This is a genomic window from Streptomyces sp. MMG1121 (assembly GCF_001280015.1).
Classification (GTDB): Bacteria; Actinomycetota; Actinomycetes; order Streptomycetales; family Streptomycetaceae; genus Streptomyces.
Genome location: NZ_LGDV01000186.1, coordinates 163,628 through 189,343, shown reverse-complemented (window position 1 = coordinate 189,343; position 25,716 = coordinate 163,628). Strand labels below are relative to the sequence as shown.

General features: G+C 73.2%; 21 protein-coding genes. 10 read left to right on the top strand and 11 right to left on the bottom strand.

Going from position 1 to position 25,716, the window contains the following annotated elements:
- Window positions 1–116: 116 nt before the first annotated feature.
- From ADK64_RS17570 to ADK64_RS17560, 3 genes are all read left to right on the top strand, one after another.
- Window positions 117–1,490 (top strand): NAD(P)/FAD-dependent oxidoreductase, encoded by a 1,374-nt coding sequence (locus ADK64_RS17570; RefSeq protein WP_053659970.1) that lies wholly within the window; start codon window positions 117–119, stop codon window positions 1,488–1,490.
- 155 nt (window positions 1,491–1,645) lie between these two features.
- On the top strand, window positions 1,646–3,892 hold the full coding sequence (locus ADK64_RS17565; protein ID WP_053659968.1) for an FUSC family protein: 2,247 nt from the start codon (window positions 1,646–1,648) through the stop codon (window positions 3,890–3,892).
- A 279-nt stretch (window positions 3,893–4,171) separates the two neighbouring features.
- Window positions 4,172–4,630: a cyclic nucleotide-binding domain-containing protein gene (locus ADK64_RS17560; protein ID WP_053659966.1), complete on the top strand. Its 459-nt coding sequence runs from the start codon at window positions 4,172–4,174 to the stop codon at window positions 4,628–4,630.
- A 25-nt stretch (window positions 4,631–4,655) separates the two neighbouring features.
- Here ADK64_RS17560 and ADK64_RS17555 read toward each other — a convergent pair whose 3' ends face one another.
- Both ADK64_RS17555 and ADK64_RS17550 read right to left on the bottom strand, forming a co-directional pair.
- On the bottom strand, window positions 4,656–5,957 hold the full coding sequence (locus ADK64_RS17555) for an MFS transporter (protein WP_053659964.1): 1,302 nt from the start codon (window positions 5,955–5,957) through the stop codon (window positions 4,656–4,658).
- 83 nt (window positions 5,958–6,040) lie between these two features.
- The gene (locus tag ADK64_RS17550; protein WP_053659962.1) at window positions 6,041–6,655 is read right to left on the bottom strand and encodes a LysE/ArgO family amino acid transporter; all 615 of its coding nucleotides are present in this window, start codon (window positions 6,653–6,655) and stop codon (window positions 6,041–6,043) included.
- A gap of 66 nt (window positions 6,656–6,721) precedes the next feature.
- Here ADK64_RS17550 and ADK64_RS17545 point away from each other — a divergent pair, with 66 nt between their 5' ends.
- Window positions 6,722–7,606: a LysR family transcriptional regulator ArgP gene (locus tag ADK64_RS17545; protein WP_053659959.1), complete on the top strand. Its 885-nt coding sequence runs from the start codon at window positions 6,722–6,724 to the stop codon at window positions 7,604–7,606.
- A 29-nt stretch (window positions 7,607–7,635) separates the two neighbouring features.
- Here the strand turns inward: ADK64_RS17545 and ADK64_RS17540 are convergent, their stop codons facing one another.
- The 4 genes from ADK64_RS17540 to ADK64_RS17525 form a co-directional block, all read right to left on the bottom strand.
- Window positions 7,636–9,513 carry a sensor histidine kinase gene (locus ADK64_RS17540; protein ID WP_420712987.1) on the bottom strand — a complete coding sequence of 626 codons (1,878 nt, stop codon included), beginning with the start codon at window positions 9,511–9,513 and terminating at the stop codon, window positions 7,636–7,638.
- Between the two features lie 222 nt (window positions 9,514–9,735).
- Window positions 9,736–10,440: a response regulator transcription factor gene (locus ADK64_RS17535; RefSeq protein WP_053659957.1), complete on the bottom strand. Its 705-nt coding sequence runs from the start codon at window positions 10,438–10,440 to the stop codon at window positions 9,736–9,738.
- 20 nt (window positions 10,441–10,460) lie between these two features.
- A complete protein-coding gene (locus ADK64_RS17530; RefSeq protein WP_053660011.1) occupies window positions 10,461–11,198 on the bottom strand; it encodes a L,D-transpeptidase family protein in 738 nt (245 codons plus the stop codon).
- 63 nt (window positions 11,199–11,261) lie between these two features.
- A complete protein-coding gene (locus ADK64_RS17525) occupies window positions 11,262–12,671 on the bottom strand; it encodes a M1 family metallopeptidase (protein ID WP_053659955.1) in 1,410 nt (469 codons plus the stop codon).
- A 163-nt stretch (window positions 12,672–12,834) separates the two neighbouring features.
- Here ADK64_RS17525 and ADK64_RS17520 point away from each other — a divergent pair, with 163 nt between their 5' ends.
- Window positions 12,835–13,182 (top strand): DUF488 domain-containing protein, encoded by a 348-nt coding sequence (locus ADK64_RS17520; protein WP_199829639.1) that lies wholly within the window; start codon window positions 12,835–12,837, stop codon window positions 13,180–13,182.
- A 2-nt stretch (window positions 13,183–13,184) separates the two neighbouring features.
- Here the strand turns inward: ADK64_RS17520 and ADK64_RS17515 are convergent, their stop codons facing one another.
- On the bottom strand, window positions 13,185–14,858 hold the full coding sequence (locus ADK64_RS17515; RefSeq protein WP_053659950.1) for an FAD-binding dehydrogenase: 1,674 nt from the start codon (window positions 14,856–14,858) through the stop codon (window positions 13,185–13,187).
- Window positions 14,859–14,875: 17 nt separating this feature from the next.
- The gene (locus tag ADK64_RS17510; RefSeq protein WP_053659947.1) at window positions 14,876–15,502 is read right to left on the bottom strand and encodes a TetR/AcrR family transcriptional regulator; all 627 of its coding nucleotides are present in this window, start codon (window positions 15,500–15,502) and stop codon (window positions 14,876–14,878) included.
- A gap of 119 nt (window positions 15,503–15,621) precedes the next feature.
- On the opposite strand from ADK64_RS17510, the gene ADK64_RS17505 reads away from it, so the two are divergent.
- Together ADK64_RS17505 and ADK64_RS17500 are read left to right on the top strand one after the other, a co-directional pair.
- Window positions 15,622–16,251, top strand: coding sequence for an alpha-ketoglutarate-dependent dioxygenase AlkB (locus tag ADK64_RS17505; protein ID WP_053659945.1), 630 nt, complete (start codon window positions 15,622–15,624; stop codon window positions 16,249–16,251).
- Window positions 16,252–16,336: 85 nt separating this feature from the next.
- On the top strand, window positions 16,337–17,083 hold the full coding sequence (locus ADK64_RS17500) for an MBL fold metallo-hydrolase (protein ID WP_053659943.1): 747 nt from the start codon (window positions 16,337–16,339) through the stop codon (window positions 17,081–17,083).
- 430 nt (window positions 17,084–17,513) lie between these two features.
- On the opposite strand, the gene ADK64_RS17495 is transcribed toward ADK64_RS17500, so the two are convergent.
- Window positions 17,514–18,380: a universal stress protein gene (locus tag ADK64_RS17495; RefSeq protein WP_053659941.1), complete on the bottom strand. Its 867-nt coding sequence runs from the start codon at window positions 18,378–18,380 to the stop codon at window positions 17,514–17,516.
- A 229-nt stretch (window positions 18,381–18,609) separates the two neighbouring features.
- On the opposite strand from ADK64_RS17495, the gene ADK64_RS17490 reads away from it, so the two are divergent.
- The 3 genes from ADK64_RS17490 to ADK64_RS17480 are packed head-to-tail and all read left to right on the top strand — an operon-like array spanning window position 18,610 to window position 22,090.
- A complete protein-coding gene (locus ADK64_RS17490; RefSeq protein ID WP_053659939.1) occupies window positions 18,610–20,286 on the top strand; it encodes an FAD-dependent oxidoreductase in 1,677 nt (558 codons plus the stop codon).
- Window positions 20,283–21,743 (top strand): ATP-binding protein, encoded by a 1,461-nt coding sequence (locus tag ADK64_RS17485; protein ID WP_053659937.1) that lies wholly within the window; start codon window positions 20,283–20,285, stop codon window positions 21,741–21,743. The genes ADK64_RS17490 and ADK64_RS17485 overlap by 4 nt, the downstream gene beginning before the upstream one ends.
- Window positions 21,740–22,090, top strand: a complete 351-nt coding sequence (locus ADK64_RS17480) for a UBP-type zinc finger domain-containing protein (RefSeq protein WP_053659935.1) — start codon at window positions 21,740–21,742, stop codon at window positions 22,088–22,090. Before ADK64_RS17485 ends, ADK64_RS17480 begins: the two co-directional genes overlap by 4 nt.
- Window positions 22,091–22,141: 51 nt before the next feature.
- On the opposite strand, the gene ADK64_RS17475 is transcribed toward ADK64_RS17480, so the two are convergent.
- Window positions 22,142–23,362, bottom strand: a complete 1,221-nt coding sequence (locus ADK64_RS17475) for an SGNH/GDSL hydrolase family protein (RefSeq protein WP_053659932.1) — start codon at window positions 23,360–23,362, stop codon at window positions 22,142–22,144.
- Window positions 23,359–25,704, bottom strand: a complete 2,346-nt coding sequence (locus ADK64_RS17470; RefSeq protein WP_053659930.1) for a glycosyl hydrolase family 95 catalytic domain-containing protein — start codon at window positions 25,702–25,704, stop codon at window positions 23,359–23,361. The genes ADK64_RS17475 and ADK64_RS17470 overlap by 4 nt, the downstream gene beginning before the upstream one ends.
- Between the last annotated feature and the right edge of the window lie 12 nt (window positions 25,705–25,716).

Here is a 25,716-nt window from a genome sequence, read left to right as displayed (position 1 = left end):
CCTGCCGCACCCGGCTGGCGCACCGGCCCGGGTCACGGTGGGATCGAAGGTGGTGCGCAGGCGATCCAGGGCACGCGAACGGCGTCGAGTCGGACCGCCTGGAGCCGCAGAAAGGGATGAACACCGTGACACGACCCAGGATCCTGGTGGTCGGCGCAGGCTTCGCCGGAGTCGAGTGCGTCCGCCGCCTGGAGCGGAAACTCGCCCCGGACGAGGCCGACGTCACCCTGGTGACGCCGTACTCCTATCAGCTCTATCTGCCGCTGCTGCCCCAGGTCGCCTCGGGGGTGCTCACCCCGCAGTCGATCGCCGTCAGTCTGCGCCGCAGCAAGAGGTACCGCACCCGGATCCTGCCGGGCGGCGCGATCGGTGTGGACCTGAAGGCCAAGGTGTGCGTCGTGCGCACCCTCACCGACCAGGACGTCGAGGAGCCGTACGACTACATCGTGCTGGCCCCGGGCAGCGTGACCCGCACCTTCGACATCCCGGGGCTGGTCGAGCACGCCTTCGGGATGAAGACCCTCGCCGAGGCCGCCTACATCCGCGACCACGTCATCACCCAGCTCGACCTCGCCGACGCGAGCGACAACCCGGCCGAGCGGGCCGCGCGGCTGCAGTTCGTGGTGGTCGGCGGCGGATACGCCGGCACCGAGACCACGGCCTGTCTGCAACGGCTCACCCACGCCGCCGTCCAGCGCTATCCGCGACTGGACCCCGGCCTGATCAAGTGGCACCTCATCGACATCGCGCCCCGGCTCATGCCGGAGCTGGGCGAGAAACTCGGCCGCAGCGCGCAGGAGATCCTGCGCCGGCGCGGTATCGACGTGTCGCTGGGGGTGTCGATCGAGAAGGCCGGCGCCGAGGAGGTCACCTTCACCGACGGCCGGGTGGTGCCGACGCACACGCTGATCTGGACGGCCGGCGTGGTCGCGAGCCCGCTGATCGGCACGCTCGGTGTGGAGACGGTGCGGGGCCGGCTGGCGGTGACCGCGGAGATGACGGTGCCCGGTCACGACGGGGTCTTCGCGCTCGGCGACGCCGCCGCCGTGCCCGACCTGGCGAAGCACGAGGCGGGCGCGGTCTGCCCGCCCACCGCGCAACACGCCATGCGCCAGGGCAAGAAGGTCGCCGACAACGTCATCGCGACCCTGCGGGACGAGCCGCTGACGCCGTATGTGCACAAGGATCTCGGCCTCGTCGTCGACCTCGGCGGCAAGGACGCCGTGTCCAAGCCGCTCGGCCTCGAGCTGCGCGGGGTGGCCGCCCAGGCGGTGGCCCGTGGCTACCACTGGTCGGCGCTGCGCACCAACGTGGCCAAGACCCGGGTGATGACCAACTGGCTGCTGAACGCGGTCGCCGGTGACGACTTCGTCCGCACCGGGTTCCAGTCCCGCAGGCCCGCGCGGCTGAAGGACTTCGAGTACACGGACTCGTATCTGACGCCGGAACAGGTGCGGGCCCGGGTGGAGGGCGGGACCGCGCAGAGCTGAGCGCTCCGCCGGGACGGCCGCGGTCCGCGCCCTCGCGCCCCCTGGCCGAGGGCAGGTAATCCGCGCACTCGTGCGATGCTGGGACGGAGATCGATTTCTGGCACGGGAGAGAGCGCGGCGGCGTGAGGGCAGCGGGACGGTCGGGGCGGGTACGGATGCGGGACCGGCTCGCGGCGTCGGATCCCGGGCTGCTGCGGCTCACCGCGGGACTGCGCACGGTCACCGCGATCGCCCTGGCCCTCGCCGTCCTGGCCGCGCTGCGGGTACCGGTGGCGCATCTCGTCGCCGGTGCTATGGCGGCGATGGTGTCGACCTTCGCCATCCGGGAGAACCAGCGCTTCCAGCAGGCCGTCACCCTCGCGCTCGGCCTGCCGGTGGCGCTGGCCTCGGTGTCGCTGGGCGCGCTGCTGAACCAGCGGGTGGTCGTCGGCGACCTGTTCTTCGTCGCCCTCATCTTCGGCGCGGTCTACAGCCGCCGCTTCGGCGACCGCGGTACGGCACTGGGGCTGATCGGCTTCCAGATCTACTTCCTCTCGCTGTTCGTCCACGCGACCGCCTCCGCGCTGCCCGCGCTGTACGGGGTCATCTGCGTGGCGTTCGCGTGCAGCGCGCTCGCCCGGTTCGTGCTGCTGCCGCAGACCCCGGCGGGCACCCTGGACCGGCTGCGGCGGGCCTTCCGCGCGCGCCTCGCCCAGCTGATCGCCGCCCAGGCCGAGTTGCTGGACGCCGGGCCGGACGAGGTGGACAAGGTCCTGGAGGACCTGCGCACCGCCACCGCCCGGCTGCACGAGACGGCGCTGATGATCCAGGGGCGGCTGGAGGACGGCACCTCCGACCCGACGGTGGCGCGGCTGCTGCAGCGCCGGATCGCCGACGCCGAGATCGCCTCCGAGCGGCTCGGCCTGCTGCTGCTCACCGCGCGCAGCGCCCAGCGGACCGACACCCTGACCCTGCATCTGCCGGGCGCCCTGCTGCCCTCGGGCGGGGCGCCGCCGGTGCGGGACGAGGCGACGCAGGCGCTGCGCCGGGACCTGGACGCGCTGCGGCTGCTGATGCTGCGGCCGGTCGGCGAGGCCCGGGGCACGGCGCTCGCGCAGGTGCGCAACCGGCTGCTCGGCTACCGCGAGGAGGAGAACCTGCCCCAGGCCTCCCCGGCCGTGCAGGACGTCTTCCGCGGCCTCGGCGAGGCCGCCCGGGCCGCGCTGGGACTCAGGCTCGCGCTGGACGGGGCGCACGACGAGTCCGACGACAGCCCGGCGACCATCCGCTCGCGGGAGGAGCTGGACGCGGAGGACGCCGCGATCGAGGCGGGCGAGGAGAGCGAGGCCGAGGAGCCGGAGCCGACCGGTCTCAGCCGTCCCACGACGCGGGCCGCGGTCCAGGTGGCCGTCGGCTCCGCGCTGGCCATCGCCGGCGGCGAGCTGCTGTCCAGCCAGCGCTGGTACTGGGCGGTGCTGACCTGCTGGATCGTGTTCATCAACACCGCGTCCACCGGCGAGATCCTGGTGAAGGGCTACCGCCGGCTGCTGGGCACGGTGCTCGGCGTGGTGGCCGGTATCGGGCTCGCCGGGCTGGTCGGGCAGCACACGTGGACGGCGTTCGCGCTGGTGCTGGTCTTCATCTTCGCGATGTTCTACACGGCGCCCCTGTCGTACACGCTGATGTCGTTCTTCGTCACGGCGATGCTCGGGCTGCTGTATACGCTGCTGAACACCTACAGCCTGTCCGTGCTGGTGCTGCGGGTGGAGGAGACGGCGCTCGGCGCGGCCTGCGGGGTGATCGCGGCGGCGGTGGTGCTGCCGATCCACACCGACCGCCGTACCAACGAGCTGCTCGTCGCGGTGCTGGACCGGCTGGCCGATGTCACCCGGGGCGCCGTCGACCAGCTGAGCGGCGGGGCGGGTGACGATCTGGTGGAGCAGGCGCGCGATCTGGACCAGGCGCTGGCCGATCTGCGCGCGGCCACCCAGCCGCTGACCCATCCGATCACCCCGCTGCGCTCGCGCCGGGACACCGCCCGGTACGTGGTGGCGCTGCTGGAGACGTGCGCCTATCACGCGCGTTCCCTCGCGGCCACGGCCGAACTGCTGCCGACGCATCCGTCGATCGCGGCGGATCCCCGGCTGAGCGGGGCGTGCGGGCGGATCCTGCACAACATCGGGACGATCGCCGCGCACGTCGCCGACCCGCGCTCCACGGCCGCGATCGAGACCGGCCCGAGCATCGCCTCGATGCTGGAGCCGGGCACCCTGCGCACCCCGCGCTACGGCCGGGTCACCGACCGGGTGCTGCGCCATCTCCAGCGCCTGGACGAGGCGGTCTCGGGTCTGGCCCGGCCGCTGGGCCTGCCCGGGCCGGACGCCGGTGCCGGCACCGGTGGAAAGGTGAAACAGGTCACGTGACCCCCTTCCGAGGGGACTCCCGTACCCGAAATGGTTTATCGTTCATACATACGTGATGCCGGAGTGGACCGGAACCGTCCTTCCTCCCTCCCCGCGTCACCGCAAGCAGCCCTGGCTGGCCTCCCCCGTCCAGCCAGGGCTTTCTGCTGCCCGCGCACGCCACCGGACAGGTGATCCGGCACGCGGTTCCGTGTCCTTCGAGGTGCCCCGGACGGCGGCAGCGGCTGAAATGGGCTTACGGAACGCACCCGAACCGCCGCCGGCGAGGAGCCCCGCGCCATGACCAAAGCGATCAAACTGCTCACGGCCCTGCCCCAGGCACAGCGCGAGCGCCTGATGGAACTGGCCGAGGAGGTCTCCTTCCCGGAGGACACCCGCATCTTCGAGGCGGGCGGCATCGCCGACCGGTTCTGGGTGATCCGCTCGGGCGCGGTGCACCTGGACCAGGAGGTCACCTCCCGGAAGCGGGTGACGGTGGCCACGCTCGGCGCGGGCGACCTGCTCGGCTGGTCGTGGCTGTTCCCGCCGTACGAGTGGGACTTCGGCGCGGTCGCCTTCAGCAACGTGCGGGCCTACCAGTTCGACGGGCCCGCGGCGCTCGCCCTGTGCGTGGAGGATCCGCTGCTCGGGCTGTCGCTGGTGCGGACGGTGGCCGAGATCCTCGCGGGCCGTCTGGAGACGACCCGCGGCAAGCTGATGGACCAGTACGCGATCCGGCGGCGCAGCGGCCCGCTGTGAGCTCCGCCGCGGGAGCGGTTCGGTTTCAGATCCGGTAGCGGCGCAGTGCCGGCACGGCGGCGGCCAGGGCCAGCATCACCACGACGACCAGGGCGCCGCCGCCCGCCACGGCCGCCCGTGGGCCGAACACGGAGCCGGCGGTGCCGTGCAGCACGTCGGCCAGCCGTGGCCCGCCCGCGACCACCACCGTGAAGACACCCTGCATACGGCCGCGCATCTCGTCGGTCGCGGCCGAGAGCAGGATCGCGCCCCGGAAGACCATCGAGATCATGTCGGCGACCCCGGCCGCGGCGAGGAAGGCCATGGCCACCCAGAGGTTCCCGCTCAGCCCGGCCCCGGCGACGGCCACGCCCCAGCCGACCACCGCCGCGATCACCATCCGGCCGTGCCGGCGGGCCCGCGAGAACACCCCGGAGAACAGGCCGCCGAGCACCGCGCCGACCGGGATGCCGGCGAACAGCACGCCGAGCGCGAGCCCTTCGCCGTAGGAGTGGTAGGTCTGGTGGGCCAGCTGCGGGAACAGGGCGCGGGGCATGCCGAGGACCATGGCGACGATGTCGGCGAGGAAGGACAGCAGCAGCACCTTGTGCCGGGAGATGTAGCGGAAGCCCTCGGCTATCTCACGTATCCCGGCCCGGCGGGCGGCCACATCGCCGAGCGGCGGCAGCGCGGGCAGCCGGAAGACGGCCCACACGGTGACGCACAGCGCCAGGGCGTCGATCAGATACAGCTCGGGCAGCCCGATGACCGGGATGAGCACACCGGCGAGCAACGGGCCGGCCACCATTCCGGTCTGCGCCACCGTGGAGCCGAGGGCGTTGGCGGCGGCCAGCTCCCCGGCGGGCACCAGCCGGGCGATGGAGGCGTTGCGGGCCGGGGCGTTGAGACCGAAGAACGCCTGCTGGAACGCGAGCAGCACCATGAGGACGACGACCGAGTCCAGGCCGGTGACCGCCTGCACCCAGAACAGCACCGACGTCACCGCGATGCCGGTGTTGGTGACCAGCAGCAGCTTGCGGCGGTCCACGGTGTCGGCGACCGCCCCGCCCCACAGCGCGAACGCCACCATGGGCACGAGGCCGGCCAGGCTCGCATAGCCGACCCAGGCCGAGGAGTGGGTGATGTCGTAGATCTGCTTGGGTACGGCGACGGCGGTGAGCTGGCTGCCGACGGCGGTGACGATGGTCGACGTCCACAGGCGCCGGTAGGCGGGGATCCGCAGCGGGCGGGTGTCCATCGCCCAGCGCCGCCAGCCGCGCCGGGGCAACGCCGCCCCCTCCTCCCGTATGGGTCCCGGTTCGGTCGTACTGCTCTCGCTCGTGTCCACAGGTGTCCTGAATGCTCGCTACATCTTTTCCATTCGAGAGGCTAACTATCTCAGCAACCCCCGTGTACACCGAACCGGTTGTCTCAGGATCCGGCCATGAGCGTGGCGCCGAGCGCCAGCATCGTGACGGCGACCAGGCCGTCCAGCACGCGCCAGGCACGGGGCCGGGCCAGGACGCGGCCGAGCAGCCGGGCGCCGAAGCCGAGCGCGGTGAACCAGCACAGGCTGGCGAGCGCGGCGCCGAGCCCGAAGGTCCAGCGCAGCGGGCCCCGGTCGGCGGCGAGGGAGCCGAGCAGGAACACCGTGTCCAGGTAGACGTGCGGGTTGAGCCAGGTCATCGCCAGGCAGGTGAGCACCGCCCGGCGGCGTGAGCCGGCCGCCTCGCCGTCCGTGCGCAGGCCGGTGCCGGGCCGGAGCACCCGGCGGCCGGCGAGGACGCCGTAACACAGCAGAAAGGCGCCGCCGACGATGCCGACCGCCCGGACCGCGCCCGGCCAGGCCACCACGACCGCGCCGACCCCGCCGACGCCGAGCGCGATGAGCAACGCGTCGGACAGCGCGCAGATGCCGACCACCGCGAGCACGGCATCCCGGCGCACCCCCTGGCGCAGGACGAAGGCGTTCTGGGCGCCGATGGCGACGATCAGGGAGAGTCCGCTGCCGAATCCTGCGGCCGCGGCGGTCAGGGCGTTGTTCATGCCGTCGACGCTAGGAAACCGGTCGGCGCAAGTACAGCTAAAGATTCTTACGTATCCTTAGCCGTTATGATGACTGAGCTTCCCCTGGAGCAGGTGCGAACGCTGCTCGCCGTGGTGGACGAGGGCACCTTCGACGCCGCGGCGGCGGCCCTGCACGTGACGCCCTCGGCGGTGAGCCAGCGGGTCAAGGCGCTCGAACAGCGCACCGGCCGGGTCCTGCTCCAGCGCACCAAACCGGTGCGGCCCACGGAGTCCGGGGCGGTGCTGGTGCGCTTCGCCCGGCAGCTCGGGCGGCTGGAGCGGGACGCGTGGGGCGAACTGGGGCTGAGCGGCGCCGGGGAGCCGACCCGGGTGTCGGTCGCGGTGAACGCGGACTCGCTGGCGACCTGGTTCCTGCCGGCGCTGACCCGGGTGGCGGGACTCTGCTTCGAACTGCACCGGGAGGACGAGGACCACACGGCGGCGCTGCTGCGGGAGGGCCTGGTGATGGCTGCGGTGACGTCCCTGCCCGAACCCGTGCCGGGCTGCACGGTCCGCCCGCTCGGGCGGATGCGCTATCTGCCGGTCGCCGCGCCGCGGTTCGTGGAGCGGCACCTGGCCGGGCCGCTGCCCGAGCTGCTGCCCGGGGCCCCGGTCGTGGTCTTCGACCGCAAGGACGACTTCCAGGACGCCTTCGTACGCCGGCTGGGCCGCGGGCCCGCGAGCCCCCTCAGGCACTACGTGCCCACCTCCGAGGGATTCGCCGACGCGGTCGCCGCCGGCCTCGGCTGGGGCATGGTCCCCCAGGCCCAGGCCGGACCGCTCCTGGCCGAGGGCCGCCTCACCCTCCTCGCCGAGGACGAGTGGGCGGACGCCACGCTGTACTGGCAGCAGTGGAAACTCGACTCCCCCGCGCTGGCGGCCCTGGCCGAGGCGGTGACGACGACGGCGAGGCAGGCGCTGCGCCAGTGACGACCCGGGCAGCGACGCCGTGGTTCCGGTCAGGTCCCGATCGGGTCCTGCGGCCCGGTGCCGGGCAGCCGCAGGGTGAAGACCGCGCCCGCGCCGGGCTCGCTCGTGGCCTCGGCCGTGCCGTCGTGGGCGGCCATCAGATGACGCACGATGGACAGGCCCAGGCCGCTGCCTCCGGTGCGGCGGCTGCGGGACTTCTCGGCGCGCCAGAACCGCTCGAAGACATGCGGCAGATCCTCCGCCGCGATGCCCGTGCCGGTGTCGGTGACGGTCAGGACGACATCGGTGCCGTCCCGGCGGGCGGCCAGGGTGACCGTGCCGTCGGCCGGAGTGTGCCGCAGCGCGTTGGAGACCAGGTTGCCGAGGGCCTGCCGCATCCGTACCGGGTCGGCGTCCAGCCAGGCGGCGGGGTCGGCCGCGGTGTGCAGGGCCACCCCGGCGGCGTCCGCGGCGACGCGGTGCGCGGCGGCGACCTGGTCGACGAGGTCACCGGCGCACAGCGGTTCGCGGTGCAGCCGCAGGGTGCCGGCGTCGGCGGCGGCGAGGTCCTGGAGGTCGTCGATGATCCGCTGGAGGACGAGGGCCTCCTCGTGCAGCGAGTCCAGCAAAGCCGGTTCGGGGTCGACGACGCCGTCCCGGACGACCTCCAGCCAGCCGCGGATGTTGGTCAGCGGGCTGCGCAGTTCGTGCGCGATGTCGCTGACCATCGCCTTGCGCTGGGCCTCCAGACGCTCGCGCCGCTCGGTCAGGTCGTTGAAGGCCTCCGCGAGGATGCCGGTCTCGTCCCGGGTGGTCACCGGTACCCGTACGTGCAGTTCGGGCGGTGCCCCGGCGGCCTCGGTCAGCGCACGCAGGGGCCGTACCAGCCGGACGGCGACGACGGCGGTCACGGCGACGGTGACGGCGAGGACGAGGCCGGCCGCGCCGATCACCTTGGCCTTGTTGGCCGGGGACATGTGGAAGCGGGCCGGGTTCTGGTCGCCGATGCCGAGGAACAGCTCGGCCACCGGGGCGACGTAGGGCTCCAGTTGGGTGCGTCGGGCGGTCAGGACGCAGTGCTGGGCCGCGCGGGCCGTCGCCGCCTGGCCCGCCTTGGCGTACTTGGCGATGAGGTAGCCGCCGGCGAAGGGATCCTTGCCACTGGGGTCGAAGGTGAGGAACAGCGGGCCGTTGAGGTCGATGCCGGCCCGTTTCAGGCAGGGCCGGGCCAGTTCGGTGAGCGCGTCCAGGGCTCTGCGCTCGGTCGGGGTGGGCGTGTCGAGCCGGCCGTCCGCGCAGACCGTGGCGCCGTAGCCGGTGGGGTCGGTGCCGTCCGCGCCGGTGACGACGGGCCGTCCGCTCGCCGTGCGGACGATGCTGGTCTGCAGGCCGTAGCGCGCGTAGCACTGCTTGCGTGCGGCGGCCAGCGCGTCCAGTCCCGCCCGCTCATCCACCGGGAGCCGGTAGGGCCCCACCACGCGCGGGTCGATCCCGCTGAGCTGGGCGCCGGTCTCGCTGTAGGTGTCGGTGCGCAGCGGGTCGACGGTGGCGGCGGGCCGGGGCGGCAGCGGGGTGCCGCGGGGCGCGGAGTCGGCGACCAGGGTGCGGTCGGCGGTGGTGAGCGCGATGCGGCGGCCGGTCTTCGCGGCCAGGTCCCGGACCGTGCGCCGGGCATCGGCCCAGTCGGCGTGGGTGGCGGCGTACCCGCTGAGCCCCGCCAGGATGCTGTTGTCGGCCGCGAGATCCTGACCCTGCTCCTCCTTCAGGGCACTGGTCGTCGTCGTGACCGCGAGCCAGGCGGTGGCGGCCACCGAGCAGACGGCGATCAGGGCGGAGACGGACAGCAGCCGGACGAGCAGCCGCTTGCGCAGCGGGATCCGACGCCGCAAGGGCCCGTCCTGGCCGACGCGGAACCGCTGGGCCTTCATGAACACCTCACGCAGGCCCGGCCGCGCCCGGCCTGCACGGACACCGCCCGGCCGCGCCCGGCCTGCACGGACACTGCCCGGCCGACGCGGGATCGCCGGGCCTTCACGGACACCGCCCGGCAAGCACGCCACCGCCGGGACGTCACGGACACCGCCCGGCCGACGCGGGACCGCCGGGACTTCACAGCCGCCCCTCGGGCCAGGCACACGGCAACCGGCGTTTCACGGCCGCGCCCCGCTCAGCTTGTAGCCGACGCCGAACACGGTCAGCAGGCGGACCGGGCGGCGTGGGTCGGTCTCGATCTTGCGGCGCAGGTTCATGATGTGCACGTCGACGGCCCGTTCGGTGGAGGCCCGGTCGAAGCCGCGGGTGCAGTGCAGCAGTTGCCGCCGGGTGAAGACCCGCTCCGGCTCGCCCGCCATGGCCAGCAGGATCTGGAACTCGGCGGGCGTGCACTCCACCGGGACGCCGTCGCAGCGCACCTCGTGCCGCTCGGGGTCGACACTGATCCCGGCGGCCCGGGCGGCCAGGTCGCCGTCCCGGGCGTCGCCGCCCCGCCCGCTGCGCCGGAGCACCGTACGGATGCGGGCCATCAGCTCGCGCGGGCTGTACGGCTTGGTCATGTAGTCGTCGGCGCCCAGTTCGAGGCCGAGCAGCACGTCGTCCTCGGCGGAGCGGGCGGTGAGCATGACCACGGGGATGTCCGGGTCCTCGCCGCCGCGCAGCACCCGGCACACGCCGAAGCCGTCGACGACCGGGAGCATCAGGTCCAGGACGACGAGGTCGGGCCGCAGCCGGCGGGCGGCGTCCAGCGCGGCGGCGCCGTCGTGCACCACCGTGGCGAGGTGTCCCTCGGCCAGCAGGGAACGGCGGATCAGTTCGGCCTGCTTCTCGTCGTCCTCGGCTACCAGCACATGAGCGCACACGAGTTCGGATCCTAAGCGGCTCAGCGTGCGAGCCAGTCGGCGTACCCCATGACGACGACCGGATGCCGGGCCGGATCGAGGGTGCGCAGGAGGTCCTTCATGGCGGCTTTGGCGACGCTGACGCAGCCGTGGGTGGGGCCGCCGTGGTCGACGTGCAGCCAGACTCCGCCGCCGCGCCCGGGTCCGAGGGGCCGCGTCCAGTCCAGCGGCGAGGTGCCGGGCTCGCGGTTGTAGTCGATGGCGATGACGTAGTCGAAGCAGCCGTCGAGCGGCTCGCCCTCGAAGCCGGTGCCCGGTGAGTGGAATCCGGCGGACCGGTGGTACGGCAGCTTGCTGCCGGGGTCCGGGAGGAGGCCGCCGGCGTCGGAGAGGGTGTAGACGCCGAGCGGGGAGCGCAGGTCGCCGAGCATGTGATGGCCGCTCCAGCCGCGCAGGGCGTTGTGGGCGGGCCAGGCGGGTCCGGCCTGCCAGCCGCTGGCGGTGCGTTCGTACAGGACGACCGTGCAGACGGGGGAGTCCTTGCCGCGTCCGGTGGCGACGACGGCCTGTTCGCAGTGCTCGGGTATCGCGGCCCGCAGCGTGGGGCCGAGGCCGGGTATGCCCTGCGGTGCCTGTTCCGCCTCGATCTCGGTGGGGGTGGCCGTCGGCGCCGGACGGGTGGCCGGCGTCCGGCGCTCGCTCGCCTCGGCTCCGCCGCCGCAGCCGGTGAGCAGCAGCGGGGAGGCGAGGACCGCGACGGCGGTTCTGCGATGGATCATGGTGCCGACCCTGGCCGACACTTGTTTGGAACCGGTAAGGATCTACTCGGAAACGGTAAGGACTCAGGCGCTGTCCGGCTTGCCTTTCGTGAACAGCCAGGTGTGGAACAGCCCGTCCAGCCGCTTGCCCGACACCCGCTCGGCCAGCTGCGTGAACTGTGCGGTCGTACCGTGGCCGTCGCGGTGCTGTGCCGCCCAGGTGCGCAGGATCCGGAAGAAGTCCCGGTCCCCCACCGCCTTGCGCAGTTCGTGCAGGGTCATGGCGCCGCGGGCGTAGACGGGCATGCCGAAGATGTTCTTTCCGCTGCCCGGATCGCCCGGCGGGTAGGCCCACAGCTGGTTGTCCGCCGGGGTCGCGTAGAGCGCGTCGAAGGCCTTCTGGGCGCTGTCGCCGCCGTGCTGCTCGGCGTACAGCCACTCGGCGTAGGTGGCGAAGCCCTCGTTGAGCCAGATGTCCTTCCAGGAGGTCAGCGAGACGGAGTCGCCGAACCACTGGTGGGCGCTCTCGTGGACGAGGGTGGTCAGGTCGGGTGCGGAGTCGTAGAGCGGCCGGGTCTGGGTCTCCAGCGCGTAGCCGACGCCCGGGGCGTGGTCGACGATCGCCCCGGCGGACCGGAACGGGTACGGCCCGAACAGCTTGCTCTCCCAGGCGAGGACGGCGGGCAGCTTCTTCAGCACCGGCGCGGCGGTGGTCGCCTCCCGGGGGTCCACGGCGTTGTAGACCCGGATGCCGTCGGGGGTGGTGTACCGCTGGACCTTGAAGGTGCCGACGGTCGCGGTGGCCAGGTAGGCGGCCATCGGCCGGCTCTCGCGCCAGCGGAACGTCGTGTACCCGTGCGCGGTGCGCTGGGAGAGCAGCTCGCCGTTGGCGACCGCGGTGCGCCCCTGCGGGACGGTGAGCGTGAAGTCGTACGACGACTTGTCCCTGGGGTGGGCGTTGGCCGGGAACCAGGTCATGGCGCCCTGTGGTTCGCCGGCCACGAACGCGCCGTCGTCGGTGGGGATCCAGCCGTCCGGCGACCCGTCGGGGTCGGTGACCGGCCCGGGGGTGCCCCGGTATTTGACGGCGACCCGGAACGCGCGGCCCGCGGGCAGGGTGCGGCGCGGGGTGACGACGAGTTCCTGGCCGTCGCGCCGGAAGGCGGCCGGGGCGCGGTCGACGGTGACGCCGGTGACGGTCAGTCCCGTGAGGTCGAGGTCGAAGCGGGTCAGCCGCTGGGTGGCGCGGGCGGTGAGGACCGCGGTGCCGTCGAGGTGCCGGGTCCCGGTGTCGTAACGCAGCGTCAGATCGTAGTGCCGGACGTGGTAGCCGCCGTTGCCGCTGAGCGGGAAGTACGGGTCGCCCGCGCCGGGCGCGCCGGTGGTGCCCGGCGCCGTGGGTGCGGCGGCGCCGACGAGGGCCGCGACGGCGAAGGGAACGGTGGCGAGGACCGCCCGGCGGCGCCGCGCGGGTGGTCTGTGGGGGTGCGTCACATGCGCTCCTCGGGGAGTGACCGGTGATCGTCCGGCCGACAGACTAGGGGCGGTCCGGTCCGCCCGAGCCTCTCCTTCCGGTCACGTTGCGCCGCGTCGCCCCCAGTGGCCGTAACCCGCCGCAGTACGCTCGCGGCACCGTCCGCGACCCGAGAGGGGCCCCGTGAGCGTGCGTGTGCGCCGGATCTACGAACCGCCCGAGCCCGACGACGGCCTGCGGGTGCTGGTCGACCGGCTGTGGCCGCGCGGCATCGCCAAGGAGGAAGCGGACATCGACGAGTGGCCCAAGGGACTCACGCCGTCGACGGAGCTGCGCAAGTGGTTCCACGGCGGCGGCTCGTACGAGGAGTTCCGCCGCCGCTACGAGGCCGAACTGGACGCCCCTGAGGCCGCCGAGCTGCTCGACGGCCTGCGCAGGGCGGCCCGCAGGGGCCGCGTGACCCTGTTGACGGCGTCCAAGACGCCGGAGCAGAGCCACGCCCACGTGCTGGAGGACCTGCTGAAGAGCTGACCTCAGCCGGTCCGCCCGGCCGCGTGCCGGCCGGCCGCCCGCCCCGAGAACAGGCAGCCGCCGAGGAACGTGCCCTCCAGCGCGTTGTAGCCGTGCACACCGCCGCCGCCGAAGCCGGCCACCTCGCCCGCCGCGTACAGCCCCTCGATCGGGGTGCCGTCGGCGGCCAGGGCGCGGGAGTCGAGGTCGGTCTGGATGCCGCCGAGGGTCTTGCGGGTCAGTACGTGCAGCCGGACGCCGATGAGGGGGCCGGCGGCCGGGTCGAGGATGCGGTGCGGGGCCGCGACCCGGCCGAGACGGTCGCCGATGTAGCGGCGGGCGTTGCGGATGCCCTGGACCTGGGAGTCCTTGCTGTAGGGGTTGGCCAGCTGCAGATCGCGGGCCTCGATCTGGCGGCGCACCTCGGCCGCGTCGAGCAGCGGCTTGCCGGTCAGGGCGTTCATCTTGCCGACCAGTTGCTCCAGGCTGCCCGCGGTCACGAAGTCCGCGCCCTTGTCGAGGAAGGCCTGCACCGGTGCGGGCGCGCCCTTGCCGAGCAGCCGGTCGCGCAGCACGGCCCCCCGGTCCTTGGCGGTGATGTCGGGGTTCTGCTCGGAGCCGGAGAGCGCGAACTCCTTCTCGATGATCTTCCGGGTGAGGATGAACCACGAGTGGTCGTATCCGGCGATGTCCTCGGTGGTGCGCAGGTATTCCAGGGTGCTGAGGGTGTCGTAGCCCGGCAGGCAGGGGTCGGGCAGCCGGCGGCCGAGGGCGTCCAGCCAGACGGAGGACGGGCCGGGCAGGATGCGGATGCCGTGACCGGGCCAGACCGGGTCCCAGTTCTGCAGGCCTTCCGTGTAGTGCCACATGCGGTCCCGGTTGACGAGGCGTACGCCCGCCCCGGCGCTGATGTCGAGCATGCGGCCGTCGACGTAGGCGGGGACGCCGGTGACCATCTCGGCGGGGGGTGTGCCGAGCCGCTCGGGCCAGTAGCGGCGCACGATGTCGTGGTCGGCGCCGATGCCGCCGCTGGTGACGACGACCGCCTGGGCGGTGAGGGCGAAGTCGCCGGCCCGGTCGCGGTGGGAGGCGACACCGCGCGGCGAGAGATCCTCGGCGAGGACCGTGCCGCGCACACCTCGGGCCGTGCCGTCCTCGATGACCAGCTCGTCCACCCGGTGGCGGTGGTAGAAGGTCAGCAGTCCGTCGCGGGCGGCCTGGCGGGCGTACTTCACGAAGGGCTCGACCACCCCGGTTCCGGTGCCCCAGGCGATGTGGAAGCGGGGTACGGAGTTGCCGTGCCCGTGCGCCCGCAGGTCGCCGCGTTCGGCCCAGCCGACGGTCGGCAGCAGCGTGATGCCGTGGCCTTCCAGCCAGGACCGCTTCTCGCCGGCCGCGAACTCGACGTAGGCGCGGGCCCAGCGCACCGCCCAGGTGTCCTCGTCGTCGAGCCGGTCGAACCGCGCGCTGCCCTGCCAGTCGTTCCAGGCGAGGTCGAAGGAGTCCTTGATGCCGAGGCGGCGCTGCTCCGGGGAGTCGACGAGGAACAGCCCGCCGAAGGACCAGAACGCCTGGCCGCCGAGGTTGGCGGCGTTCTCCTGGTCGACCAGGGCCACCCTGCGTCCCCGGCTGGTGAGTTCGTGCGCCGCGACCAGGCCGGCGAGGCCCGCTCCGACGACGATGACGTCCGCGTCCATGGCGTCCGGTTCCTTCCTCAGATGCTCGATGGGGAAGTGCTGGCGTCGGTGAGCAGCGCGGTGAGCAGCTGTTTCAGCCAGGCCCGCGCGGCCTCGACGTCCTTGTCCAGCAGTAGTTGGGTGGTGACCCCGTCGTACGCGGCGACCACGGCGTGCGCGGCGCCGTCCACGTCGCGGAGTACGGCGGGCAGCGCGGTGTGGCCGCGGGCCCGCAAGAGCCGGTCCGCGACGGCCTCCCGGAGCCGGGCCCGGTGGTCGAGGAGGGCCCGGGCGACGGCCGGGTCGCGGGCGGCGTGCACCAGGAAGTCGGTCTTGACCAGCAGCCAGTCCACGTCGAGCAGCAGTACCTCGGTGACCCGGTCCACGGAGGCCGGCACGTCGAGATCCGGGCCGTCCTGGGCGAGGGCGTCGGCGACCTGGTCGGCGATGAGGTCGGCGCGTTCCTGGTAGAGCGCGAAGAACAGCTCGTCCAGGGTGGCGAAGTTGGAGTAGAAGGCGCCGCGGCTGTAGCCGGCGGCCTCGCAGATCTCCTCGATGGAGACGCGGCCGAAGCCCTTGGCGGCGAACACCTGGAACGCGGCGTCGAGCAGCCGGGCCCGGGTGGCGACCCGGCGCCGGGTGACGCGCCTGGGTGTCTCGCTCATCGGCACCGGTCCTCCGCCCTCGTCGGATACGCGAATGTATCCGATACATCGATGCATCGAAAGTCCCCGCCCTTCTTTCGCTTTGGAACACATTTTCGATTAAGGAGTACGCTGGACCCATGTCCACGCACCTCCAGGGCTCCCTGTTCGACCAGACCGACGAGCTGCGGCTCGGCCCGCTCGACGGGCTGCGCCGGACCGGGCTGGGAGCCGGCGCCTGGATCGACGTGCTGCCGGGCTGGCTGAACGGGGCCGACGCCCTGTTCGAGCGACTGGCGGCGGATGTGCCGTGGCGGGCCGAGCGCCGCAGGATGTACGACAACGTGGTGGCCGTACCACGCCTGCTGGCCTTCTACGCGGCCGCCGACCCGCTCCCCCATCCGGTGCTGGACGAGGCGCGCGACGCCCTGTCCCGGCACTACGCCGGGGAACTGGGCGAGCCGTTCACGACCGCCGGGCTGTGCTTCTACCGCGACGGCCGGGACAGTGTGGCCTGGCACGGCGACCGGATCGGGCGGGGCGCCCGCGAGGACACCATGGTGGCGATCCTCTCCGTGGGCGCGCCCCGGGACCTGCTGCTGCGCCCGGCCGAAGGAGGCGGCGCGACGGTACGGCGCCCGCTCGGGCACGGCGACCTGATCGTGATGGGCGGCTCCTGCCAGCGCACCTGGGAGCACTGCGTACCGAAGACCGCGCGGGCCGCGGGACCGCGCATCAGCGTCCAGTTCCGGCCGCACGGCGTGCAGTGATCCGTGCGGCACCCCGGTGCGCGGGACGGCGCCCGATCTGGTTGGCTGTCCCGCGACGAACAGCGACAACCGGGGTGGGGAGACCATGCGGGCAGAGGTACACCAAGTAGCCGACGGCACCTATCTGGTGCACGGCAACAACGTCAACTGGGTGATCCTCAAGGACGGGGACGCCGTCACCCTCGTCGACACCGGCTACCCCGGGGACCGGCAGGGCGTCCTGGAGTCCCTCGCGGCGGTGGGCAGCTCGCCCGAGGCGGTCGCGGCCGTGCTGATCACCCACGCGCACAACGACCATCTGGGCTCGGCCGAGCACCTGCGCGCCACCTACGGCGTCCCGGTCTATCTGCATCCCGCCGAAGTCGGCCACGCGCGGCGGGAGTTCCTGCAGCAGGCCACCGTCGGCGACGTGCTGCGCAACATCTGGCGCCCCGGCGTGCTGTCGTGGGCGGTGCACACCGTCAAGGTCGGCGGCACCGAACAACACCCCGTCACCGCTCCCGAGCCGTTCCCGGCCGACGGCCCGCTGGACCTGCCCGGCCGTCCCGTGCCCGTGCACACCCCCGGCCACACCGACGGACACTGCGTCTACCACCTGCCCGACGCGGGGATCGTCATCTCCGGTGACGCGCTGGTCAGCGGGCACGCGATCTCGCGGGTCGAGGGCCCGCAGCTGCTGACCGACTTCTTCCACCACGACCGCGCCGGGGCGATCGCCTCCCTGAAGGTGATCGGCTCGCTGGAGGGCGACGTCCTGCTGCCCGGGCACGGGCCGCTGCACCGGGGGCCGATGCGCGCGGCGGCCGAACAGGCCGAGGAGAGGGCCTCCTAGACTCCCGCACGGCGCCTTGGGGTGCGTGTCATGGCCTGACGGCTCAGCGCCACGGACCCCGAGCACCCCGCGCTCGCGGCATGGGCCGGGGTCTGGAACGCGGCCCTCGGAGAGCGGCTCACCCGCACCGCGCCCGGCCACCCCGCGCAGGGCGTCACGGTCACTCGCCTGCCCGGCCAGGACCCGTTCGTCCGCACGCCGTTGACGGCGGTCGGCGTCCGCGCCACGCCGCTGAGGGCGTGCGCGGCCGCGCGGCCGGGCGGGACCCGCAGCTGCTGGTCCGTGCCGTCGCCGTGACGGCACGGCTCCTCGCCCCGTGCGCCCCGCCCCGGATGCGTGCCGCGCCGTCCGGCCGGCGCGGACGGGCGCCGGGCGAGCTCGTGGTCGTGGTCGTGGTCACCGTCACCCGTCGCGCAGCCGGGTCCGTGGCTCACCCGTGCGGGACCACGGCGACCGGGCACTCGGCGTGGTGCAGCACCCCGTGCGCCACCGAGCCGATCCGGGCGCCCACGGCCGTACGGTGCGCGCGGCGCCCGACGACCATCAGCTGGGCCCGGCCGGCCACCGACAGCAGCACCTGGCCCGCGCTGCCCAGCTCGACCTGTTCGGCCACCGGCACGTCCGGGAACCGTTCCCGCCACGGCCCGAGCGCCTCGCTCAGCGCCTGCTTCTCGTACGGCTCCAGGCCGCCCGCGTCGTCGAGGAGCTTGAGCGAACCGGGGCTGTAGGCGAAGACCGGCGGCAGCGTCCACGCCCTGACGGCCCGGACGGTCGCGCCGCGTGCCGCCGCCGTCTCGAACGCGAAGCGCAGCGCGGCCGCGCTGTCCTCGGCATCGCCGTGCTGGCCGACCACGACGTCCCGTCCGGCCACCTCCGCGGTCGGCCGGTCCCCGGCGCGCACCAGGACCACCGGCCGGGCGGCCCCGGCGATCACCTGCTGGCCGACCGAACCGAGCAGGAACCCGACGACCGTGCCGTGCCCGCGCGAGCCCAGCACCAGCATCTCGGCCTCCGCCGCCGCCCGGACCAGCGCGTGCACGGACGTGCCCTCCACGACATCGACGGTCGTGGCGAGCCGCGGGTGCCGCTCGGTGACGGCCCGCACGGCCTGCGTCACACCGTCCGTGACCCACCCGTGCTGGGTGGCGCGGTCGGCCGTGGCGAGCTGCTCGGCATAGCGCCACGCGTGCACCACGCGCAGCGGCAGCCCCCGGCGTACGGCCTCCCGGGCGGCCCACTCCAGCGCGGCCAGGCTCTCCCGCGAACCGTCCACTCCTGCCGTGATCGGGCGTGTCATGCCTGGGCCTCCTCGTCGTCGCGGCGCGTTTCGCGGGAACGATCATCTCGCGGACGCCCCGCGCACGCCGACCGGCACCACGGCACGAGGCGCCGGCAGGCCCGCTGATCGCGGTCCCCGCCGGATCCCGGGGCGAAGCGGGGCGATCGAACATACGATGGGGTGCGAACCGGTGCGGTGGTCTGCACGACGCCGGGCCAGGTGATCCGACACCCGGGGTGGGAGACGTATGGCACAGGCCGCCGAAGCAGCGCGGACCGTCATCCTGACCGTGGACGACGACCCGGGAGTGTCCCGCGCCGTCGCCCGCGATCTGCGGCGGCGCTACGGCGAGTCGTACCGGATCGTGCGCGCGGAGTCCGGCCAGTCGGCGCTGGAGGCACTGCGCGAGCTGAAGCTGCGCGGCGACCTGGTGGCGGTGATCCTGGCCGACTACCGCATGCCGCAGATGAACGGCATCGAGTTCCTGGAGCAGGCGCTCGACGTCTACCCGGGGGCGCGGCGGGTGCTGCTGACCGCGTACGCGGACACCAGCGCGGCGATCGACGCGATCAACGTGGTCGATCTCGACCACTATCTGCTCAAGCCCTGGGATCCGCCGGAGGAGAAGCTCTATCCGGTCCTGGACGATCTGCTCCAGGCGTGGCGCACCAGCGACTACCGGCCCGTGCCCAGCACCAAGGTGGTCGGGCACCGGTGGTCGGCGCGTTCCTCGGACGTGCGCGAGTTCCTGGCCCGCAACCAGGTGCCGTACCGCTGGTACTCGGTGGACGAGCCGGAGGGACGGCGGCTGCTGGCCGCCGCCGGACAGGACGGGCAGCGGCTGCCGCTGGTGATCACCCCGGACGGCACGGCCCTGGTGGAGCCGGAGGCGCCGGAGCTGGCGGCCCGGGTGGGGCTCGCCACGACGCCCACGGCCGACTTCTACGACCTCGTCGTGATCGGCGGCGGGCCCGCCGGGCTCGGTGCCGCCGTGTACGGGGCCTCGGAAGGGCTGCGGACCGTGCTCGTCGAGCGGTCGGCGACCGGCGGGCAGGCGGGGCAGAGCTCCCGGATCGAGAACTACCTGGGCTTCCCCGACGGTGTCTCGGGCGCCCAGCTCACCGAGCGGGCGCGGCGGCAGGCGGCCAGGTTCGGCGCCGAGATCCTGACCGCGCGGGAGGTGACCGGGCTGGAGGTCAACGGTGCCGCCCGCGTCGTACGGTTCGCGGACGGCACGGCGATCGCCGCGCACAGCGTGATCCTCGCGACCGGCGTGCAGTACCGGCAGCTGACGGCCGAGGGCTGCACCGATCTGACCGGCTGCGGCGTGTTCTACGGCTCGGCGCTGACCGAGGCGGCCGCCTGCCAGGGGCAGGACGTGTACATCGTCGGCGGCGCCAACTCGGCGGGCCAGGCTGCGATGTACCTGTCCCGGGGCGCGAAGTCGGTGACGCTGCTGGTGCGCGGCCCGGACCTGTCGGCGTCGATGTCGCACTATCTGATCCAGCAGATCGCCGAGGCACCGAACATCTCGGTGCGCGCGCACACGGTCGTGCACGCGGCGCACGGCTCGGGCCACCTGGAGCAGCTGACCCTGCGGCACTCGGTGACCGGCGAGAGCGAACAGGTCGACGCCCAGTGGATGTTCGTGTTCATCGGAGCCGCCCCGCTGACCGACTGGCTGGGCGACGCGGTGCTGCGCGACGAGCGCGGCTTCATCCTGGCCGGACCCGACCTGACCGCCGACGGACGCCCGCCGGCCGGCTGGGAGCTGGACCGGCCGCCGTACCACCTGGAGACCAGCGTCCCGGGCGTGTTCGTGGCGGGCGACGCACGCGCCGAGTCCGCCAAGCGGGTCGCGTCCGCCGTCGGAGAGGGAGCCATGGCCGTGATGCTCGTCCATCGGTATCTGGAGCAGTCATGAGCGGTCGGATCATGCCGTGCAGCCCCAAGGAGATCGGCTCGCTGTTCCTCTTCGAGAAGCTCGGCCCCGAGCAGCTCGGGCGGCTGTGCAGCCAGGGGCGCGTGGAACTGTTCGAGCCCGGCCCGGTGTACACCGAGGGCGACTGCGCCACCTGCTTCTTCGTGATGATCGAGGGCACGGTGGTGCTCTCCCGCCGGGTCGCCGGCGACGACGTGGAGGTCACGCGCACCGCGCAGCCCGGGGTGTACGCGGGCGCGATGCAGGCCTACCTCGGCGACCGGCTACGGCAGGTCTACAACAACTCGATGCGGGTGACGGAGCCGACGCGGTTCTTCGTGCTGCCGGCGGACGTCTTCGCGGACATGATGACCGAGTGGTTCCCGATGGCCGTGCATCTGCTGGAGGGGCTGTTCTTCGGGTCGAAGAGCACCCAGGCGGCCGTCGGGCAGCGCGAGCGGCTGCTGGCGCTCGGCTCGCTGTCGGCGGGGCTCACGCACGAGCTGAACAATCCGGCGGCGGCGGCCGTACGGGCCACGGCCACGCTGCGCGAACGGATCGCGAAGATGCGCCACAAGCTGGCCGTGATCGCCGAAGGCCCCTTCTCCCGCGACCAGTTGGCGAGCCTGATCGAGATCCAGGAGCGCACCGCCGAACGGGTCGCGAAGGCCCCGGTGCTCAGCCCGCTGGAGGCCACCGACCGGGAGGACCTGCTCACCGACTGGCTCGCGGACCACGGCATCGACTACGGCTGGCAGCTCGCGCCGACCTTCGTGCAGGGCGGGCTCGACGTGGACTGGCTGGAGCAGGTCGCGGCGGCCGTGGACGAGGAGATCCTCGCCGGGGCGGTCGGCTGGCTCAACTACACCATCGAGACCGAGCTGTTGATGTGCGAGATCGAGGACTCCACCACCCGGATCTCGCATCTCGTCGACGCGGCCAAGCAGTACTCGCAGCTGGACCGGGCGCCCTACCGGGTGGTCGACGTGCACGAACTCCTCGACAGCACCCTGCTGATGCTCTCCGGAAAGATCGGCCAGGGCATGGAGGTCGTCAAGGAGTACGACCGTACGCTTCCGCCGGTGCCCGCCTATCCGGCGGAGCTGAACCAGGTGTGGACCAACCTGATCGACAACGCGGTCTCCGCCATCAACGGCGCCGGCGGCACGGGCACGCTGACCGTGCGGACCGCGCTCGACCACGAGCGGCTGCTGGTGGAGTTCCGGGACACCGGGCCCGGTGTCCCGCCCGAGATCAAGGACCGTATTTTCGACCCGTTCTTCACCACGAAACCGGTCGGCGAGGGCACCGGGCTGGGCCTGGACATCTCCTGGCGGATCGTCGTCAACAAGCACCACGGCACGCTGCGCGTGGAGTCGGTGCCGGGCGACACCCGTTTCCAGGTGCTGCTTCCGCTGACCGCCGAGACACCCGACGAGGACGCGGAGGACACGGCATGACCGACGTCGACGGGATCGACACGACCGCTCGGCCCAGTGGCGCCGGGTGCGTGGAATGCGGCGAGGACGGCGGCTGGTGGTTCCACCTGCGCCGCTGCGCCGCGTGCGGGCACATCGGCTGCTGCGACGACTCCCCGGCCAAGCACGCCACCGCCCACTACGACGCCACGGGGCACCCGGTGATCCAGAGCTTCGAGCCGGGCGAGGAGTGGTTCTGGAACTTCGCCACGGAGGAGCTGTACGCCTCGGGCCCCGAACTCGCCCCGCCCGCCAGCCATCCCGCGGACCAGCCGGTGCCGGGCCCGGCGGGCCGGGTACCGGCGAACTGGGCCGAGACGCTGCGGTGAACGGCACCACGGGCCGGCCGGGTCGGGCCCCGGCCGGTCCGTGGCCGGCGGTCAGCGGGCGCAGTCCAGGCGGCTCAGGTCGACGGCGTCGGCCATGGCCTGCATCCCCTTGTCGTTGGGGTGCAGATGGTCGCCGCCGTCGAAGAACGGCAGGATCCGCTCCGGGTCGTAGGGGCTGCGCAGGACGCGGTCGAAGTCGGTGACGGCGTCGACGTCACGGCTGGTGCGCAGATACCGGTTGACCTCCTGGCGTACGGACTCGGCGGCCGGGTCCCATTCGGACCAGCCCTTGAACGGGGCGACGGTGGCGGCGACGACGCACTTCCCGGCCGCGTGCGCCCGTCGGGCGATCTCCCGGTATCCGGCGATCAGGTCGGCCGCGGTGACGCCGGTGTGCGCCTTGAGGTCGTTCACGCCCTCGAAGAGGAAGACGGTGCGTACGCCGGGCAGGGACAGGACGTCCCGGTCCAGCCGGTTGAGGGCGGACTGCCCGGCGCCGTCCGCGAGGACCTTGTTGCCCGAGATGCCCTCGTCGGCGACGCCCTTGATGTCCGTACGGGCACTGTTCAGGCGCCGGGCGAGGTAGTCGGGCCAGCGGCGGTTCAGGTCGCTGGTGGACTGCCAGCCGTCGGTGATCGAGTCGCCGAGCGCGGCCACGGCCCTCGTGGCCGCGCGGGTCGGCCGTACGGACACGGCGTCGAGGTACCACCAAGAGCCCGTGGTCCGCGCCCAGCCGGTGCCGCTCTCCTCGGCCGTGTGGTCGCCCTGGGCGGTGTACGACGTCTGCAGCGCCATGCCGTGGCCGGTCGCCGGGCCGTCCGCGTTGGGGGTGTACAGGCTGACAGCGAGGTCCGTGCCGGGCGGCAGCGTGCCGGGCAGCGGATCGCTCCAGGCGACGGCGCCCGCCGGCACGGTGACCGTGCGGGCGCCGCCGAAGGTCAGCCGCCGGTTGCTGCCGTGACGCAGTGCGGCGCCCCGGTCGCGCAGTCCGGCGTAGACGCCGGCCAGGGTCAGCGGCCGGTCGCCGAAGGCGTTGGTGACGCGGACGCGCAGGCCGCTGCCGCCGACGCTGGTGTGCACGATGAGCCGGTAGCCTTCGCCCGCCGTGCCCTCGCCCGGGCGGTCGGCGCTCGCCGCCCAGGTGACGACGCCGGAGGCGCGGGTGGTGGAAGGGGGCAGGGGGTCGGCCGCATGGGCGGGCGCGCCCTGGCAGACGACGGCCGTGAGCAGGGCGGCGACGACGCGGCAGCCGCGTCCGATCCGGCCGCTCACCGGGCGAGGTCCCGGAGGGTGACCGTCTCGCCGGGTCGCATGCGGACGGTCCGGGACGTCCCTGCGTATCCCACGGAGGTCATGGTCCCGCCGATGCTGCGGATGCGCACCTCGGTGGGTGTGCCGTCCCGCCAGGCGAGGTCGACGACGAACCCGCCGCGCGCCCCGGCGCCGCTCATCGAACCGGCCGCCGCCCACGCGTCCGGCAGGGCCGGCAGCAGTTCCAGCCGGCCCGGGCGGGAGTACAGCAGCATCTCGGCGACGGCGGCCGGGGTGCCGAAGTTGGCGTCGATCTGGAAGATGCCCCGGCCCTGGGATGCCTCGTAGATGTCGAAGAGGTTGGGGGCGGTGCCGTTGGCGCCGTTCTCGGACGGGCGCAGGTTGGTGACGACGAGCTGGTAGGCCTTGTCCGCGTTCTTCAGCCGGGCCCAGCACAGGGCGCGCCAGGCGTTGGCCCACCCGAAGCTGTCCATGCCGCGTGCGGTGAGCAGGGCGGTGGCGCCGGCGACGATGTCGGCGGGGGTGGAGCCGTCGGGCCGGATGCGGTCGCCGGGGAAGAGGCCGATCAGCGGGGAGAGATGGCGGTGGGTGGTCTCGCCGAGGTTGTCCGGGGACATCCACTCCTCCAGCCAGCCGGTCTTCGGGCTCACCACGGGCAGGTACAGCCGCTCACGCAGGTCGCCGATGGTACGGGCGTGGTCGGCGTCCCGGCCCAGCTCGGCCGCCGCGGTGCGGTAGTTGCCGAACAGCGCCCACACCAGTTCCTGCGCGTAGGTGATGCCCTTGGCGTCGAGCGGGCCCTGTTCCGGGGACCAGTCGCTGTCGGCGACGAGGACCTCCCGGCCGCTGTCGGGCAGGGTGGTGGTGAGCAGCCGGGCCTCCCAGAACGCGCAGGCTCCCTTGAGCAGCGGGTAGATCTTCGCCAGGTGGGTGCGCGAGTGGGTGTACTCGTAGTGCTCGAAGAGGCTGTTGCACAGCCAGGCGTTGCCGGCCGGGTGCCACCACCAGCCGCCTCCGCCATGGGGGTTGGCGGAGATGGCCAGGGTCCAGCCGGCGTTCTCGCCGCTGGAGTTGCGGTAGCGGTTGCGCGGGTCGTCGAACAGGCGCCGGGTGAGGTCGGTCCACGACGGGAGCTGGGCGAGGCAGTAGTCGGTGAGGGCGTCGAAGCACGGGGACAGGCCTGCCCGGTCGGCCATCCAGTAGTTCATCTGGAGGTTGATGTCGGTGTGGTAGTCGCCCATCCAGTCCGGGTCGTTGCCGTCGAGCCAGAGTCCCTGGAGGCCGAGCGGCAGGCTGCCCCGGGACCCGGAGATCATCAGATACCTGCCGAACTGGACGTAGGCGGCCTCCAGTTCGGGATCGGGCTCGCCGTCCCGGGCGCGGGCCCTGATCCGCTCCCAGGTGTCCAGGGAGCGCTGCCGGTCCGTCGAGGTGCCGAGGGAGAGGCCGAACCGGTCGAAGAGGGCGCGGTGGTCGGCACTGTGCGTGCGCAGCAGGGTGTCGGCGGGGTGGCGGGCGGCGGCACGGACCTTGGTGCGGGCCAGTGCCCGGGGGTCGAGGGACGGGTCGCGGTAGTGAGTGGCGGCGTTGGGCGCGTAGTTGGTGCCGCCGCTGAGGATGACGGTCAGCTCCCGGCAGCCGGAGAAGCTGATCCGGGCGCCGTCGACACGGACGCTGCCGCCGCTGCCCCGGGCGGTGACGGCGGCGCCGTAGGCCAGCCCGTTGGGGAAGACCCCGGCGAAGGAGTCGGCGGCTCCCCCGGTCTCGCCGTGGCTCCCTTCGAGGGTGAGGGTGCCGGTGTACTGTCCGCCGCCGCTCTGGGTGAAGTGCAGCACGATCACGTCGTCGGGGCGGCTGGCGAACAGCTGTCGCCGGTAGCTGACGTGGGAGTGGACGTACGACGTCGTCACCACACCCCGCGCGAGGTCCAGGGTGCGGCGGTAGCCGGAGACGGCCGGCAGGTCGTGGTCGGGCAGCTCGACGGTGAGCCGGGCGAGGAGGGTGAGGGAGCCGAAGTCATCGCGGCCGTAGGGGAATTGGCCGTCGCTGTCGAGGGCGTCGTTGAGTCCGCCGGTCCACATCGTGGCGTCGGTGACGAGCAGGAGCTCCCGGCCGGGGTCGTCGGTCGCGAGGGCGCCGAGCCGGCCGTTGCCGACGGGCAGGCCCTGGCTGATCAGCGAGCGCTCGTCGGCGGGGGCCTGCCACCAGAGCTGGTGGCGGGGGTCGGGTGCGGGAGCCTCGGCGGGCCGCCGCGGGGCCGCGTGTGCGGTGAAGGCGGGCAGGGAGACGAGCGCTCCGGTGGCGGCGGCGAGGAAGCCGCGTCTGCTGGGCGGGGTGTCCATGGCGGGCTCCGA

Coding starts and splice junctions, on each gene's coding strand:
- ADK64_RS17565 (WP_053659968.1), top strand. CDS start 1,646: ATGCGGGACCGGCTCGCGGCGTCGGATCCCGGGCTGCTGCGGCTCACC.
- ADK64_RS17500 (WP_053659943.1), top strand. CDS start 16,337: ATGCGGGCAGAGGTACACCAAGTAGCCGACGGCACCTATCTGGTGCAC.
- ADK64_RS17510 (WP_053659947.1), bottom strand. CDS start 15,502: ATGAGCGAGACACCCAGGCGCGTCACCCGGCGCCGGGTCGCCACCCGG.
- ADK64_RS17560 (WP_053659966.1), top strand. CDS start 4,172: ATGACCAAAGCGATCAAACTGCTCACGGCCCTGCCCCAGGCACAGCGC.
- ADK64_RS17570 (WP_053659970.1), top strand. CDS start 117: ATGAACACCGTGACACGACCCAGGATCCTGGTGGTCGGCGCAGGCTTC.
- ADK64_RS17550 (WP_053659962.1), bottom strand. CDS start 6,655: ATGAACAACGCCCTGACCGCCGCGGCCGCAGGATTCGGCAGCGGACTC.
- ADK64_RS17505 (WP_053659945.1), top strand. CDS start 15,622: ATGTCCACGCACCTCCAGGGCTCCCTGTTCGACCAGACCGACGAGCTG.
- ADK64_RS17470 (WP_053659930.1), bottom strand. CDS start 25,704: ATGGACACCCCGCCCAGCAGACGCGGCTTCCTCGCCGCCGCCACCGGA.
- ADK64_RS17540 (WP_420712987.1), bottom strand. CDS start 9,513: ATGAAGGCCCAGCGGTTCCGCGTCGGCCAGGACGGGCCCTTGCGGCGT.
- ADK64_RS17515 (WP_053659950.1), bottom strand. CDS start 14,858: ATGGACGCGGACGTCATCGTCGTCGGAGCGGGCCTCGCCGGCCTGGTC.
- ADK64_RS17530 (WP_053660011.1), bottom strand. CDS start 11,198: ATGATCCATCGCAGAACCGCCGTCGCGGTCCTCGCCTCCCCGCTGCTG.
- ADK64_RS17490 (WP_053659939.1), top strand. CDS start 18,610: ATGGCACAGGCCGCCGAAGCAGCGCGGACCGTCATCCTGACCGTGGAC.
- ADK64_RS17495 (WP_053659941.1), bottom strand. CDS start 18,380: ATGACACGCCCGATCACGGCAGGAGTGGACGGTTCGCGGGAGAGCCTG.
- ADK64_RS17480 (WP_053659935.1), top strand. CDS start 21,740: ATGACCGACGTCGACGGGATCGACACGACCGCTCGGCCCAGTGGCGCC.
- ADK64_RS17545 (WP_053659959.1), top strand. CDS start 6,722: ATGATGACTGAGCTTCCCCTGGAGCAGGTGCGAACGCTGCTCGCCGTG.
- ADK64_RS17485 (WP_053659937.1), top strand. CDS start 20,283: ATGAGCGGTCGGATCATGCCGTGCAGCCCCAAGGAGATCGGCTCGCTG.